A 12,045-nucleotide genomic window follows, 5' to 3' on the forward strand; every position below is an offset into this window, starting at 1 on the left:
GCGTCAGACGCTGCTGAGCGAGAGCTTCGCCGCGAAGCCGAGGAACAGCACGCCGGCGGCCGAGGTGGCCCCCGCCGACAGCCGCTTGCGGCGGCGGAACGCGGCGGACAGCCGGGTGCCGCCGAATATCAGCATCGACAGGTACAGGAAGCTGGCGATCTGGAGCAGGGTGCCCAGCACCAGGAAGGAGAGCGCCGGATAGGCGTAGCCCGGGTCGACGAACTGCACGAAGAAGGAGATCAGGAACAGGATCGCCTTCGGGTTGAACAGGCTGACCACCAGCGCCCGCCGGTACGGACGCTCCATCGTGGCCGGGGTCCCGGGCGCCTCCGCTCCCTCGCCGGTGAGCTCGGCCACCCGGCGATGCCGCTCGCGCCACATCGACACCGCGGCCCGCAGCATCCCGATCGCCAGCCAGGTCAGATAGCCCGCACCGGCGAACTTCACGAGGGTGAAGAGCACCGGCGTCGTCTGCAACAGGGACGAGGCCCCGAGCGCGGACAGCGTCATCAGCACGGTGTCCCCGGTCCACACCCCGGCGGCTGCGACATAGCCGGTCCGTACCCCGCGCCGGGCGGCGACGGACAGGACGTACAGCGAATTCGGCCCCGGCAGCAGAACGATGAGCACGAGGCCGGCGAGATAGGTCGGAAGGTCGGTGACACCCAGCATGGACGGAGTCTCGCACGGGGGTACGACACTCCGGAGACGGGGGTTCCGCTTGCCGCGGGGCCCCGGGGTCTCAGCTCACCAGCTCCGCGAAGACGATGATGTTGTCCGGCCGGTGGCCGCCTCTCAGCTCGCCGCCGCAGGTGATCAGCCGCAGCTCGGGGCCGGTGGTGTCGCCGTAGACCTCGTCGGTCGGGAAGGCGCCCTTGTCGACCTGCTGGAGCCGTCGCACGGCGAACACCGCATCGGACCCGTCCGCCCTGGTGACGGTGATGCGGTCACCGGCGACGATCTTCGAGACGTTCTTCAGGACGGCGGGACCCTCGGAGGTGTCGAAGTGCCCGATGAGGACGGCGGGTCCGGTCTCTCCGGGGGTGACGCCCTTGGTGTACCAGCCGATCCGGTCCGCCTGCGCCACGGACGGGACCTCGACGGTGCCGTCGGAAGCCAGACCCAGCTTTAGGACCGGGCCGGTGTCGACGCCCGCCGACGGGATGCGGACCCGGACCGGCTCGGAGGCGGGCAGCGGGGCGGCGGACGTGGCCGGCGCGGGTGTGGCCGGCGCGCCGGCCGGGGCCGCGACGCGCGCGGGCGGGGTGGCAGGGGCACCGTCGCCCGAGGCGCAGCCGGTCAGTGCGGCGGCGGAGACGAGAGCGACGAGCGGGCCCGCCAGCAGGCGACGGGCGAGGGGGATGCGCATACGGGACTCCCGGCAGGTGGAACCGGGAGGGGCCGCCGCACGGTGCGACGGCCCCTCCCCTGACGTGGGACGACGGGACGAGCGGCCCGGCCGGTCAGCGGCCGGACACCGCCGCGCGGCGCCGCAGGAGGACGAACCCGAGGCCCGCCGCGCCCACCGCTGCCGCACCGCCGACGGCGATCAGTACCGGGCTGCCGTTCTGCTCGAACTCGGCACCGGCGGCGACGCTGCCCTTCGGGACGACGGACGTCTGCGTGGTCTGCGTCTGGGTGCCGGTGCCCGAGGTGCTGTTGCCCGAGGTCGTGGCGTAAGTGAAGCTGCACCCCTCGGGCAGCTTCGGGAAGTCCGTGACGGACGCCGGGTGGCCGCCGCCCTCCATGTTGGTGCGCAGCTGCGGCGCGGCGCTGCTCGGGTTGATGATCTCGCCGAGGAAGCCGGCACTCGCCGGAAGCTCGGGGTGGAGCCGGGAGAGCTGGCCGAGCACCTTGCCGTCGTCGCCCTGGAAGACGACGGACGGGCCCGACGGGCTGATGCTCAACTCGGCCAGGGTGCCGGCCCCGACGCTCTTCGTCACCGTGGCGACGCACTCGACGGGGGTGACGGGGCCCTGGCCGTCGCTGCCCGCGTCCACGACGGACGTCACCGCACCCGTGAAGTCCAGCGTCACCTTGATCCCGTTACCGAAGACCCTGCTCTCCTCCGGGGCGTAACCACCACCCGCGGTCAGAACCCCCAGCACCTTCGCACCGTCGAGCACCTCGGCCGTGTAATAGACGTGCTGATCACCGTGCTTGTACACCTTGGCGGTGAGACCCCCCTTGAGATCGTCGGTGTGGACCAGCACGCCCGCCGGGGTGACGGGGCCCTGGCCGTCGCTGCCCGCGTCCACGACGGACGTCACCGCACCCGTGAAGTCCAGCGTCACCTTGATCCCGTTACCGAAGACCCTGCTCTCCTCCGGGGCGTAACCACCACCCGCGGTCAGAACCCCCAGCACCTTCGCACCGTCGAGCACCTCAGCCGTGTAATAGACGTGCTGATCACCGTGCTTGTACACCTTGGCGGTGAGACCCCCCTTGAGATCGTCGGTGTGGACCGGTGTGCCGTCGTCGGTGGCCTGCTGCCCCTGACCGGCCGGCGTGGCCGGGACGGTGTCGGCGAAGGCCACGGTGGCCGGGACGAGGACGGCGCCTCCCAGTGCGGCCGCGGCGACGGCGGTGCGGAGGGAGACACGACGGTACGAGGGACGGAAAGACATGATCGACTCCGTGAGGAATGGCCCTTGCGGGCTCGGAAGGCTGGGAGAGTCGCATGCCGCTTCCTCGAAGTGTGGGGCCGTGAGGTGGGGCGGGCTGCATCAACGAATCTAGGTGTGCCGTACAGCGGATCCATCCGTTCCGTGTCACAGACGCGTGACAGGCAGCCGCGTTCCTCACCTCACAACTGTTGGTGCGGGGAGGCGCGTTGCTGCCCTCCGCCCCCATCTCGCCACGCGCCTCAGAAGGCGTCCGACGGCACGTACGTCCCCCAGACCTCCCGCAGCGCGTTGCAGACCTCGCCCACCGTGGCGCGGGCCCGCAGGGCGTCCTTCATCGGGTAGAGCACGTTGTCCGTGCCCTCGGCCGCCTTGCGCAGAGCCGCCAGGGCCGTGTCCACCGCGCCCCGGTCGCGTTCGGCGCGGAGCTTCGCCAGCCGGGCCGCCTGCTGGGCCTCGATCGCCGGGTCGACGCGGAGCGGCTCGTACGGCTCCTCCTCGTCGAGCTGGAAGCGGTTGACGCCGACGACGACCCGCTCGGCGCTGTCCGTCTCCAGGGCGACGCGGTAGGCGCTGCGCTCGATCTCGTTCTTCTGGAAGCCCTGCTCGATCGCGCTGACGGCGCCGCCCATGTCTTCGATCCTGAGCATCAGTTCCACGGCCGCGGCCTCGACGTCGTCGGTCATCCTCTCGACGACGTAACTGCCCGCGAACGGGTCGACGGTGGCCGTCACGTCCGTCTCGTACGCGAGGACCTGCTGCGTACGCAGGGCGAGGCGGGCGGACTTGTCGGTCGGCAGCGCGATCGCCTCGTCGAAGGAGTTGGTGTGCAGGGACTGCGTGCCGCCCAGGACCGCGGCCAGTCCCTGCACCGCGACGCGCACCAGGTTGACCTCGGGCTGCTGGGCGGTGAGCTGCACACCGGCGGTCTGGGTGTGGAAGCGGAGCATCAGCGACTTGGGGTTCCTGGCGCCGAACTCCTCCTTCATCACCTTCGCCCAGATCCGCCGGGCGGCCCGGAACTTGGCGACCTCCTCCAGGATCGTCGTACGCGCGACGAAGAAGAAGGAGAGCCGCGGGGCGAAGTCGTCGACGTCCATGCCGGCCGCGACGGCGGTACGGACGTACTCGATGCCGTCCGCGAGCGTGAAGGCGATCTCCTGCGCGGGCGAGGCCCCGGCCTCCGCCATGTGGTAGCCGGAGATCGAGATGGTGTTCCACTTCGGGATCTCGGCCCGGCAGTACCTGAAGATGTCGGCGATCAGCCGCAGGGAGGGCCCCGGCGGGAAGATGTACGTGCCCCGGGCGATGTACTCCTTGAGCACGTCGTTCTGGATGGTGCCGGTGAGCTGCTGCGCCGGGACGTCCTGCTCCTCGGCGACGAGCTGGTACATCAGCAGCAACAGCGCGGCCGGGGCGTTGATCGTCATGGACGTGGAGACGTCGCCCACCGGGATCCCGTCGAACAGCACCCGCATGTCGTCGATCGAGTCGATCGCCACCCCGACCTTGCCGACCTCACCGGACGCGATCTCCGCGTCGGAGTCGTGTCCCATCTGGGTGGGCAGGTCGAAGGCGACGGAGAGTCCCGTCGTGCCGTTGGCGATGAGCTGCTTGTAGCGGGCGTTGGACTCGGTGGCCGTGCCGAAGCCGGCGTACTGGCGCATCGTCCACGGGCGTCCGGTGTACATCGACGGGTACACGCCGCGCGTGAAGGGGTAGGCGCCCGGCTCGCCGAGCTTCGCGGCGGGGTCCCATCCGTCGAGCGTGTCCGGCCCGTAGACCGGCTCGATCGGCAGTCCCGATTCCGACTCGCGCGTCATCTGCTGTGCCTCCCGCTGAAGCTGCTCACTGGTGCCCATGGCTTTCGCGACGGACTGTAGCGGCGGGCCCTGAAGCGGTGGAGGGGGCCGGGCCGGGACCTTGCTCACCGCCCCGATGCCTGACATCCTCCGGTCCTCTGTGCCGCTTTCCCCATCATGCGCAGGATTCGGCAACCGGGCAGAGCGGGAATCCGTCCCATGAGATACCGCAGATTCAGGGGGCCGAGATGATACGCAGCAGCAGGACCGGGCGCGGCCACGCGTACGGAGGAGGCCGGGGGGCGGGCGCGGCGTCCGCCGTCGCCGTACTGGCACTGGTCGCCGTGACCGCCGGATGCAAGGCGGAGCCCGCCGGCAGCGCGCCGGCCGCTCCGTCGGCGCCGCCGGCGAGCAGCTCACCCACCGAGGACGCGAAGCCCGGCACGGACAGGACGGAGCCGACGACGCCGTCCACGAGCGCGAAGCCGAGCTCGACGCCGAAGGCCACACCGAAGTCCAGCCCGAAAGCCACGCCGTCGGCCGATCCGCAGGCCAAGGTGCTGATGGCGACCGGCTCGCAGGGCAAGCAGGTCCGCGAGCTCCAGGCCCGGCTGCGTCAGATCGGCCACTTCGACCGCAGCCCCACGGGCTACTACGGCTCCGTCACGGTCACCGCCGTGCAGTCGTTCCAGGGCAAGCGCGGGCTGTCCCGCACGGGGAGGACGGACACCGTCACCTGGCAGAAGCTGCTCGGCATGACGCACGCGCCGACGGCCGCGGAGCTGAACCCGCCGACCACCCGGCCGGCCGCGAAGCCGGACAAGCGCTGTATGACGGGCCGGGTGATCTGCATCAGCAAGAACAGCCGGTCACTGTCCTGGATGATCGACGGCAGGGTCGTCTCGTCGATGGACGTGCGGTTCGGCTCGCAGTACACGCCGACCCGCGAAGGCACCTTCTCCGTCTACTGGAAGTCCCGGCACCACGTGTCGTCGATCTACCACACGGCCATGCCGTACGCGATGTTCTTCAGCGGCGGCCAGGCGGTGCACTACTCCTCGGACTTCGCGGCCCGCGGCTACAACGGCGCCTCGCACGGCTGCGTCAACGTCCGGGACGAGGGGAAGATCGCCTCGCTGTTCGCCCAGGTCCGCAACGGCGACAAGGTCGTCGTCTACAAGTGAGGCGATGTGGGGCGAGGGATGAGGGGCGCGGGCGGGACCGGGGGAACGTGTCCCGCCCGCGCCATTGCGCCGAGCCGTAGGTACGGGGGGAACCCCGGCTCCGGGCGCTGCCGATGACCAGTCGGCTCACTTGTTACTGCGCCCACCGGCCGAAAAACGTCACACCCCGTGGTGGCGGGGCGGGGCGGAGTGGGCTCAGCGCGCCGCGAGCGAGGGCGACGAGGAGCGCGAGGAGCCGGAGGACTCGGCGGTCGCCGCGGGCTCCGGGGTCGCGGTGGAGAAGCCGATCGACGGCAGGGTGCCCGAGCCGCCGGACGAGCCGTCGCTTCCGGCGGGTTCGTCGTTGCCGTTGTCGCTCTGACCCGCACCGTCGTCGTTCTTCCCGTCGGCCTGGTCGAGCATCCGGTCGCAGAACCGGTCGAGGTTGCGGGCCCCCTTGGCCAGCGCTTCGAGGCGGCGTCTGCGCTCGTCGTCGAGCTTGCCGTCGCGGTAGTCGCGGCACGCCTTCAGGGTCTTGGCGTACCAGGACGCCTGGTCGCCGCTGCCGCCGGAGGTCCCGTCGCCGTCCTGGCCGCCCGGGCTCGGCGTCGCGCCGGTGCCGGCGGACGGCTTGTCCTCGGCCCCGCCGGACCGGCTGTCGCCGCCGTCCCCGCCGTCGCTCTCACGGTTCGGGCCGGGGGTGGGGCCGCCGACGTCGGGGCGGCCGCTCTCGGGCCCGCCGGTCCTGGACGCGTCCGGTGACGCGGATTCCCCGCCCGGCGATCCGGGCGGCGGCGCCGATGTCTCGTCGTCGGTGGTGAGGTCGGAGCCCAGTTCCTCGGGGGACGCCGCGGCAGACACCGAGGTGGCCGGTGTCGGCGTGTGCCGGCTGAAGGGGCCGGGCAGCATCCCGGTCCCGGCGGCCACGGCCACCCCGCCGATCGCACAGCACGCGAGGGAGGCGACCAGACCGAAACGGATGGGCCGGCTCCAGCGCATGGGACGGGGGCCACGGAATCCCGCGGCCCCCGACGCCGTACCGGAACCGGCCGGGCGTATGTGTACGGGGGCGAGCATGCCGGACTCGGCGGAGACGTCCGCGCCCGCGGCACGGTCAGGATCCGCCGGTGCGGTGCCGGCGGCGGTGCGGCGGACGGCGCGGAAGGCGGCCAGGGCCGCGGCCTCGCCGGGCAGCTCACCGGCGGCGGGGCGGGCGGTGCGGGCCACGGCGTCCAGGGCGGCCGCGAGCCTCTCGGCCTCGTTCCGGGGCGGGCCGTCGGAAGGGTCGACCGGTGCGCGGCGGAGCATCTTCTCCGCCGCTTCCTTGTCAAGCCATTCGTGCTGCTCGTCGGCCATCACATGTCCTTCTGCGTCCACAGACGCGAATGCGTCACACCGGCGGGCGCCACCAGGCCGGTGCGGGAGGGGCGCTGCGCGGGGAGGGCGCCGAGTTCCACCGTCCGGCCCGCCCCGTTGTTCTGCGGGGACTGCGCGGGGTTCGTGCCACCGCCCGGCCCCCTGGGCGCGCCGACTCCGCCGGCCGCTCCGTCGCCGCGCGGACGGCTTCCTTCCGCAGGACCGGCCGTCGGCAGACCGCCCTCGCCGCCCGGGTTCCCCGCACCGCCCGCACGGTCCGCGTCGTCCGCCCGCAGCAGCTCGGCGAGCCGTTTCAGCCCGCGGTGCGCGGCGGTGCGGACCGCGCCGGGCCGCTTGCCCAGCGTCTGCGCCGCGCTCTTGGCGTCGAGACCGACCACCACACGCAGCACCACGGCCTCGGCCTGGTCCTGCGGCAGCTGGGCGATGAGCGACATGGTGCGGCCGGTGGCCAGCGCCTCGATCGCCTCGTCGGCCGTGTCGGACCCGGCCGGCTTCCCCGACAGTTCCGTCTCGTCGCCGCCGATGGCGGGCCGCCTGCCCCGCATCCGCAGATGGTCCAGGGCCCGGTTGCGCGCTATCCGCGCCGCCCAGCCCCGGAAGCGGTCGGCGTCACCGCTGAAGCGGTCGAGGTCCCTGGCTATCTGCAGCCACGCCTCGGACGCCACGTCCTCGGCGTCCGGGTCCCCCACGAGCGTCCGTATGTAGCCCAGCAGCCGCGGCTGCACAGCGCGGTACACAGTACGGAAGGCGTCCTCGTCCCCGTCCTGCGCCGCGAGCACCGCGGCAGTAAGCCCCGCGTCGTCCCCCAGCACTCCCTCAACCTGCCCTGCTGTCCCGAATCGCAGCTGGTCACCACTGCCGCGCCACCCTGCGCGACTCAGCACGCTACGTCCTCGGCGGGCGTCGCGTCCATGACTTGTACAACCCGCAACATTCTTCGGACACCGTGCGGTGTGACAGAAAACGCAGTCGCGGCGCTGAGATGAGTACGGGGTCGTCCTGCGGCCCCGCGGAAGACGACCGGGGCCTCTCCTGTGGGGGGTGGCGGCCCCGGTCGTCGTTCCATTTCCCGCTCCGACGCGGGTCGTGGCGCGAACGTACGGGGCCGCGCCGGCTCAGCCCCGCACCCGGGCCCGTCGCGAGGCCGCCGCCCTCAGCACCCGCCGGCCCTCGGTCGAGACGTCCATCACCTGGCGCAGCCCGGCTCCCGTGGGCGCGCCGTCCCCGATCTCGGCAAGCATCTCCAGGATGCGGACCTGCCGGGCGGCCTCCCCCGACAGCAGCGGTCCCGCCCCGTCCGGATCGCCGGCCCGGCAGCGGGCGACCAGCTCCGTGGCGTCGGCGCGGGGGGCGTCGTGCCCGCGGTGGAGGTCCAGGGCCAGCACCGAGCAGGCGTCCGCCCAGGTGCGCAGTGCCTCGCCCGACCGGGCCGCGGGGGCCTCGCCGAGGAGCTTCGCGATGCGCCGGACGCTCTCCGGCGGATCGGGCAGGGCGTCCAGCGCCGTGCGCGCATCGGCCAGCCGGTCCGGCCAGTCCCGCGGGTCGGCGCAGCCCGCCCAGAGCGGTCGCAGCGGATCCGACTCGGCCGCCCCGGCGGGCCGCTGCGGCAGGCACCGGTCGAGGCAGGCGGTCCCGCTCACGGCGAGCCCCCGGGCGTCAGCGGCGGCGATCAGTTCGAGCAGGCTCATCGGCGTCTCCCGTCGGCCTCCCCGTACCCGGATCGGACGCACGGGGACGTAGCGCGTCGTCTTATCGCGTACAGCGCCGAATGGCCGAAAAGCGTCACTCCAGCCGTCCAAATATCGCCGCCGGGGTGCACCGCCCGTCGGCCGTGCCGGCAGGTCTCGTACCGCAGAGTGAGCAGAGCATGGAAAGGGAACCCCCCAGGATTCGGACGTCTGCGCATGGAGCGCGCGTCCCTCCCCGGACCACGCGGCCAGCGGAACGTAGCCCCCCGCTTGCCCCGCTGTCCACGGTTCCGGCAGGTCAGGCCCTCCTCAGCCCTGGTCGATCTCCTTCGCCAGCGCCTTGAACCCGTCCCAGCTCAGTTCCGGTTTGCCCGGATCCCACAGCTTCTGGGAGGTGGCCCGCAGCGGCATCCGGATGCCCTCGGCCACCTGCGCCGCGGTCTGGGCGTTCGGGAAGTCGCCCCACACCGCGAACCGGCCGCCGAGAATCTGGTCCGAGTACTTCGCCGGGACGGGGCTCGTGCCGCGCAGCACGAGAGGCGTCCACTGTTCGTAGATGCGCTTGCCCGTGGGGTAGACGAAGGCGTTGGGCTGGCCGAGCACGTAATAGAGGAACTCGTCGTTGAGGTTCAGCATCTTGTACCCCTCACGGAGGTACTGCTCCGGCGGCCGGGCGCCGTACTCCTTGCCCGTCCAGTACTCGATCTCGATGTCCTTGTCGGCCCGGACGCTGCTGTCGCGGAAGAGGCCGTCGTTCCACGCCTTGGGCTTCATGCCGTGCGGCCGGACCACTGCCGCACGGTCGTTGAGCCAGCCGGTGGCGAGGTCCTCGATGCCGGCCTGCGCCCCGTACTTCTTCACGGCCGCGCGCTGGAGCTGCGGATACGAGGCGGCGGGATCGGTCACCGTGAGTGCCTGGTACTCGTCGGCGCCCAGGTGCCAGTACGCACCGCCGAACAGTTCGGTGTACTCGCCGAGGAGCTCGTCGACGAGCTTCGCCGCGCCCGGTTTCGAGATGTCGAGCGACCCCTTCGACGGCACGCCCGAGACGTTGAGCAGCTGGAGGTCGGGGTGGGCGCTCAGGACCGCGCCGAGGTGGCCCGGGGAGTCGATCTCGGGGACGACCTCGATGTGCAGCCGCCCGGCGAGGGCGACGATGCGTCGCACCTCGGCCTTGGTCAGGTGCTCGGGCGACACCACCTCGGGGTGGGTGTCGGACTCGATCCGGAAGGCCTGGTCGTCGGAGAAGTGCAGGCCGAGCTGGTTGAGCTTGAGGTCGGCCATGCCGCGCAGCCGGTCCTCGATCCAGCCGGCGCTGTAGTGCTTGCGCGCGATGTCCAGGTTGAGGCCGCGCTGCGGTCGGTCGGGGCGGTCGCGCACCTCGCCCTCGGGCATGGTGCCGTCGGCGCGCACGGACTGTTTGAGGGTGCGGGTCCCGTAGAAGACCCCCGCCTCCGCCGGGCCGCTGATCGTGACGCGTCCGTCGTGGGTCCGCAGGGTGTACGACTCCGGCCCGCCGCCGGCCTTCGGGTCCAGGGCCAGTTCCACGTCCCCCGCACGGGCCGGGACCTCGCCCCGGTAGCGGATCCTCAGCTCCCCGGCGAGCAGCCTCCCTTCGTCGGCCAGCCCCTTGTCGCCCTGGTCGATCACCACGCCGCTGCTCTTCCCGGGCCGCCAGCCGGGGCCGCGGGCCGGGGTGTGCTCCCGTACGGCGGGGATGGTGCGGGGCGTCTTCGAGAGCGGGTAGCTCCGGGTCGGGGACGGCTTGGGGGACGCGGACGGTGACGACGACGAGGGGGACGTCCCGGAGCCGTTGCGGTGCTCGGTGCCGGAGCTGTCGCAGGCGGCGACGGTGACGGTCGCCGCGGCCACCGCCGTCACGGCCATGAGGGCGCCGCGTGAGGGTGCCATCGGTCAGAAACCTCCGGTTTCAGGGGGCAAGAGAGCAGAAGGGAGAGAAAAGGTGGCAGATGGGTGAGATAGCCGGGCATTCTCCTCGCTCATTCGTCCCTCAGGCATCGCGAAACCCTCCCGTCCGGGTGAAATTCGCGCATCCGTCGGACGGCCGTTGCCCCGCGTCGCTAGCTTTGAGGCACATTCGTCTCTCCCTTCACCCTGCATCCACCTGGTCTCTCCGGTCCCTCCCCACTCCAGGTTCACAGATGCCGCTGATTCCAGGAGTCCACGCTGTCCAGGTCCAGCGAGTCCCACGCCGGCCTCCCCGCGCAGCCGCCCCCGTCCGCCCGGCGGACCGCCGTGCCCGTACAGAGCTGCGGATCCGCGCCCGGCCGGGCCCCGTCCGGCCCCAGTGGCCTCGCGGGGTTCAACGCCGCGTCCACCGCCGGGGCCGAGGCCGCGCTGCTGGAGTGTTTCGGCAGCCGCCGCTGGGCCAAGCGGCTGGCGGACCACCGCCCGTACCCGGACCTGGACGCGCTGCTCGCCGCCGCCGACGAGGCCTGTTACGACCTCTCCCCCACCGACCGCGCCGAGGCGCTGGCCGCCGAGGTCGCCCCCGGGCTGCACCCGGACGCGCCGCGCTCCGCCCATCTCGCGCTGGCCGCCGCGCACGCCGCGTACGAGTGCAGGTTCGGTCATGTGTTCGTGATCTGCCTGGACGACTTCCGGCCCGCCGAGCACCCCGATCAGGTGCTGGCCGGCATCCGGGCCCGGCTGGGACACGACCCCGAGCAGGAGCGGGTGGTGACGGCGGACGAGATGCGGCGACTCGCCCGGGGCCGCATCATCGAGCTGGTATCGAGTCAGTAACGGGTTGGCGGCGTGCCTCAATGGGCGGATTCCCCGTCACAGGCGGGTAAACGGGCCAGTTGGAGCCTGTCCATAGCCCGTCCGTGCCTGATTCATTGCCACTTTGATCACACCAGAGGCCCCCGCGCGATCGAACCGACAAACCGTCGCTACGATGGCCGGGGCCGGTGGACCGTACCCGGCCGGGTCAGACCGACAGTCAAGCCGGCCGACCCCAATCCCCGCTCCCGGAGGGTTCTTCCGTGCCGGCTGGAACGCTGTACCGCGGCCGGGAAGGCATGTGGTCCTGGGTGGCTCATCGAGTCACCGGTGTCCTCATTTTCTTCTTCCTGTTCGTACATGTCCTGGACACCGCCCTCGTCCGCGTCTCCCCCGAGGCATACGACGACGTCGTGTCCACGTACAAGACGCCGATCGTCGCGCTCCTCGAATACGGCCTGGTGGCCGCGATTCTCTTCCACGCGCTGAACGGTCTGCGCATCGTCGCCGTGGACTTCTGGGCCAAGGGCCCGCGCGTTCAGAAGCAGATGCTCTGGGCCGTGCTGGGTATCTGGATCGTGCTGATGGTCGGGGCCCTGTACCCCGTACTCGGCCACGCCGTACGCGAAGTATTCGGGAGCTGAGG

11 protein-coding genes are annotated in these 12,045 nt (G+C 71.9%); 3 read left to right on the forward strand and 8 right to left on the reverse strand.

Annotated elements, in window-relative coordinates; translation table 11 throughout:
- Positions 1 to 3: 3 nt before the first annotated feature.
- The 4 genes from leuE to OG959_RS13720 all read right to left on the reverse strand — a co-directional run bounded on the left by leuE (position 4) and on the right by OG959_RS13720 (position 4,447).
- Positions 4 to 672 (reverse strand): leucine efflux protein LeuE, encoded by a 669-nt coding sequence (leuE, locus tag OG959_RS13705; protein ID WP_326658464.1) that lies wholly within the window; start codon positions 670 to 672, stop codon positions 4 to 6.
- A gap of 70 nt (positions 673 to 742) precedes the next feature.
- Positions 743 to 1,369, reverse strand: coding sequence for a class F sortase (locus tag OG959_RS13710; protein WP_326658465.1), 627 nt, complete (start codon positions 1,367 to 1,369; stop codon positions 743 to 745).
- A 94-nt stretch (positions 1,370 to 1,463) separates the two neighbouring features.
- Positions 1,464 to 2,627, reverse strand: coding sequence for a hypothetical protein (locus OG959_RS13715; protein ID WP_326658466.1), 1,164 nt, complete (start codon positions 2,625 to 2,627; stop codon positions 1,464 to 1,466).
- Positions 2,628 to 2,866: 239 nt separating this feature from the next.
- Complete coding sequence (locus OG959_RS13720; RefSeq protein WP_326658467.1) at positions 2,867 to 4,447, reverse strand: acyl-CoA mutase large subunit family protein; 1,581 nt, start codon at positions 4,445 to 4,447, stop codon at positions 2,867 to 2,869.
- A 227-nt stretch (positions 4,448 to 4,674) separates the two neighbouring features.
- Between OG959_RS13720 and OG959_RS13725 the strand changes: the two genes are divergently transcribed.
- Positions 4,675 to 5,610 carry a L,D-transpeptidase family protein gene (locus tag OG959_RS13725; protein ID WP_326658468.1) on the forward strand — a complete coding sequence of 312 codons (936 nt, stop codon included), beginning with the start codon at positions 4,675 to 4,677 and terminating at the stop codon, positions 5,608 to 5,610.
- A gap of 195 nt (positions 5,611 to 5,805) precedes the next feature.
- On the opposite strand, the gene OG959_RS13730 is transcribed toward OG959_RS13725, so the two are convergent.
- From OG959_RS13730 to OG959_RS13745, 4 genes are all read right to left on the reverse strand, one after another.
- Positions 5,806 to 6,945 carry a hypothetical protein gene (locus OG959_RS13730; protein ID WP_326658469.1) on the reverse strand — a complete coding sequence of 380 codons (1,140 nt, stop codon included), beginning with the start codon at positions 6,943 to 6,945 and terminating at the stop codon, positions 5,806 to 5,808.
- On the reverse strand, positions 6,945 to 7,778 hold the full coding sequence (locus OG959_RS13735) for an RNA polymerase sigma factor (RefSeq protein WP_326666365.1): 834 nt from the start codon (positions 7,776 to 7,778) through the stop codon (positions 6,945 to 6,947). Before OG959_RS13735 ends, OG959_RS13730 begins: the two co-directional genes overlap by 1 nt.
- 303 nt (positions 7,779 to 8,081) lie before the next feature.
- Positions 8,082 to 8,654, reverse strand: coding sequence for a hypothetical protein (locus OG959_RS13740; RefSeq protein WP_326658470.1), 573 nt, complete (start codon positions 8,652 to 8,654; stop codon positions 8,082 to 8,084).
- A 309-nt stretch (positions 8,655 to 8,963) separates the two neighbouring features.
- Positions 8,964 to 10,565: a family 20 glycosylhydrolase gene (locus OG959_RS13745; RefSeq protein ID WP_326658471.1), complete on the reverse strand. Its 1,602-nt coding sequence runs from the start codon at positions 10,563 to 10,565 to the stop codon at positions 8,964 to 8,966.
- 345 nt (positions 10,566 to 10,910) lie between these two features.
- On the opposite strand from OG959_RS13745, the gene OG959_RS13750 reads away from it, so the two are divergent.
- Both OG959_RS13750 and sdhC read left to right on the forward strand, forming a co-directional pair.
- Positions 10,911 to 11,420: a 2-oxo-4-hydroxy-4-carboxy-5-ureidoimidazoline decarboxylase gene (locus OG959_RS13750; RefSeq protein WP_326658472.1), complete on the forward strand. Its 510-nt coding sequence runs from the start codon at positions 10,911 to 10,913 to the stop codon at positions 11,418 to 11,420.
- A gap of 242 nt (positions 11,421 to 11,662) precedes the next feature.
- A complete protein-coding gene (sdhC, locus tag OG959_RS13755) occupies positions 11,663 to 12,043 on the forward strand; it encodes a succinate dehydrogenase, cytochrome b556 subunit (protein ID WP_026249405.1) in 381 nt (126 codons plus the stop codon).
- The last annotated feature ends 2 nt before the right edge of the window (positions 12,044 to 12,045 follow it).

This window comes from Streptomyces sp. NBC_00385 (assembly GCF_035917155.1).
GTDB lineage: Bacteria > Actinomycetota > Actinomycetes > Streptomycetales > Streptomycetaceae > Streptomyces > Streptomyces poriferorum.

What these genes read in the sequence shown, in the direction of transcription:
- OG959_RS13725 (WP_326658468.1), top strand. Translation starts at nt 4,675, where the DNA reads ATGATACGCAGCAGCAGGACCGGGCGCGGCCACGCGTACGGAGGAGGC.
- leuE (WP_326658464.1), bottom strand. Translation starts at nt 672, where the DNA reads ATGCTGGGTGTCACCGACCTTCCGACCTATCTCGCCGGCCTCGTGCTC.
- OG959_RS13745 (WP_326658471.1), bottom strand. Translation starts at nt 10,565, where the DNA reads ATGGCACCCTCACGCGGCGCCCTCATGGCCGTGACGGCGGTGGCCGCG.
- OG959_RS13715 (WP_326658466.1), bottom strand. Translation starts at nt 2,627, where the DNA reads ATGTCTTTCCGTCCCTCGTACCGTCGTGTCTCCCTCCGCACCGCCGTC.
- OG959_RS13730 (WP_326658469.1), bottom strand. Translation starts at nt 6,945, where the DNA reads ATGGCCGACGAGCAGCACGAATGGCTTGACAAGGAAGCGGCGGAGAAG.
- OG959_RS13720 (WP_326658467.1), bottom strand. Translation starts at nt 4,447, where the DNA reads ATGACGCGCGAGTCGGAATCGGGACTGCCGATCGAGCCGGTCTACGGG.
- OG959_RS13710 (WP_326658465.1), bottom strand. Translation starts at nt 1,369, where the DNA reads ATGCGCATCCCCCTCGCCCGTCGCCTGCTGGCGGGCCCGCTCGTCGCT.
- OG959_RS13740 (WP_326658470.1), bottom strand. Translation starts at nt 8,654, where the DNA reads ATGAGCCTGCTCGAACTGATCGCCGCCGCTGACGCCCGGGGGCTCGCC.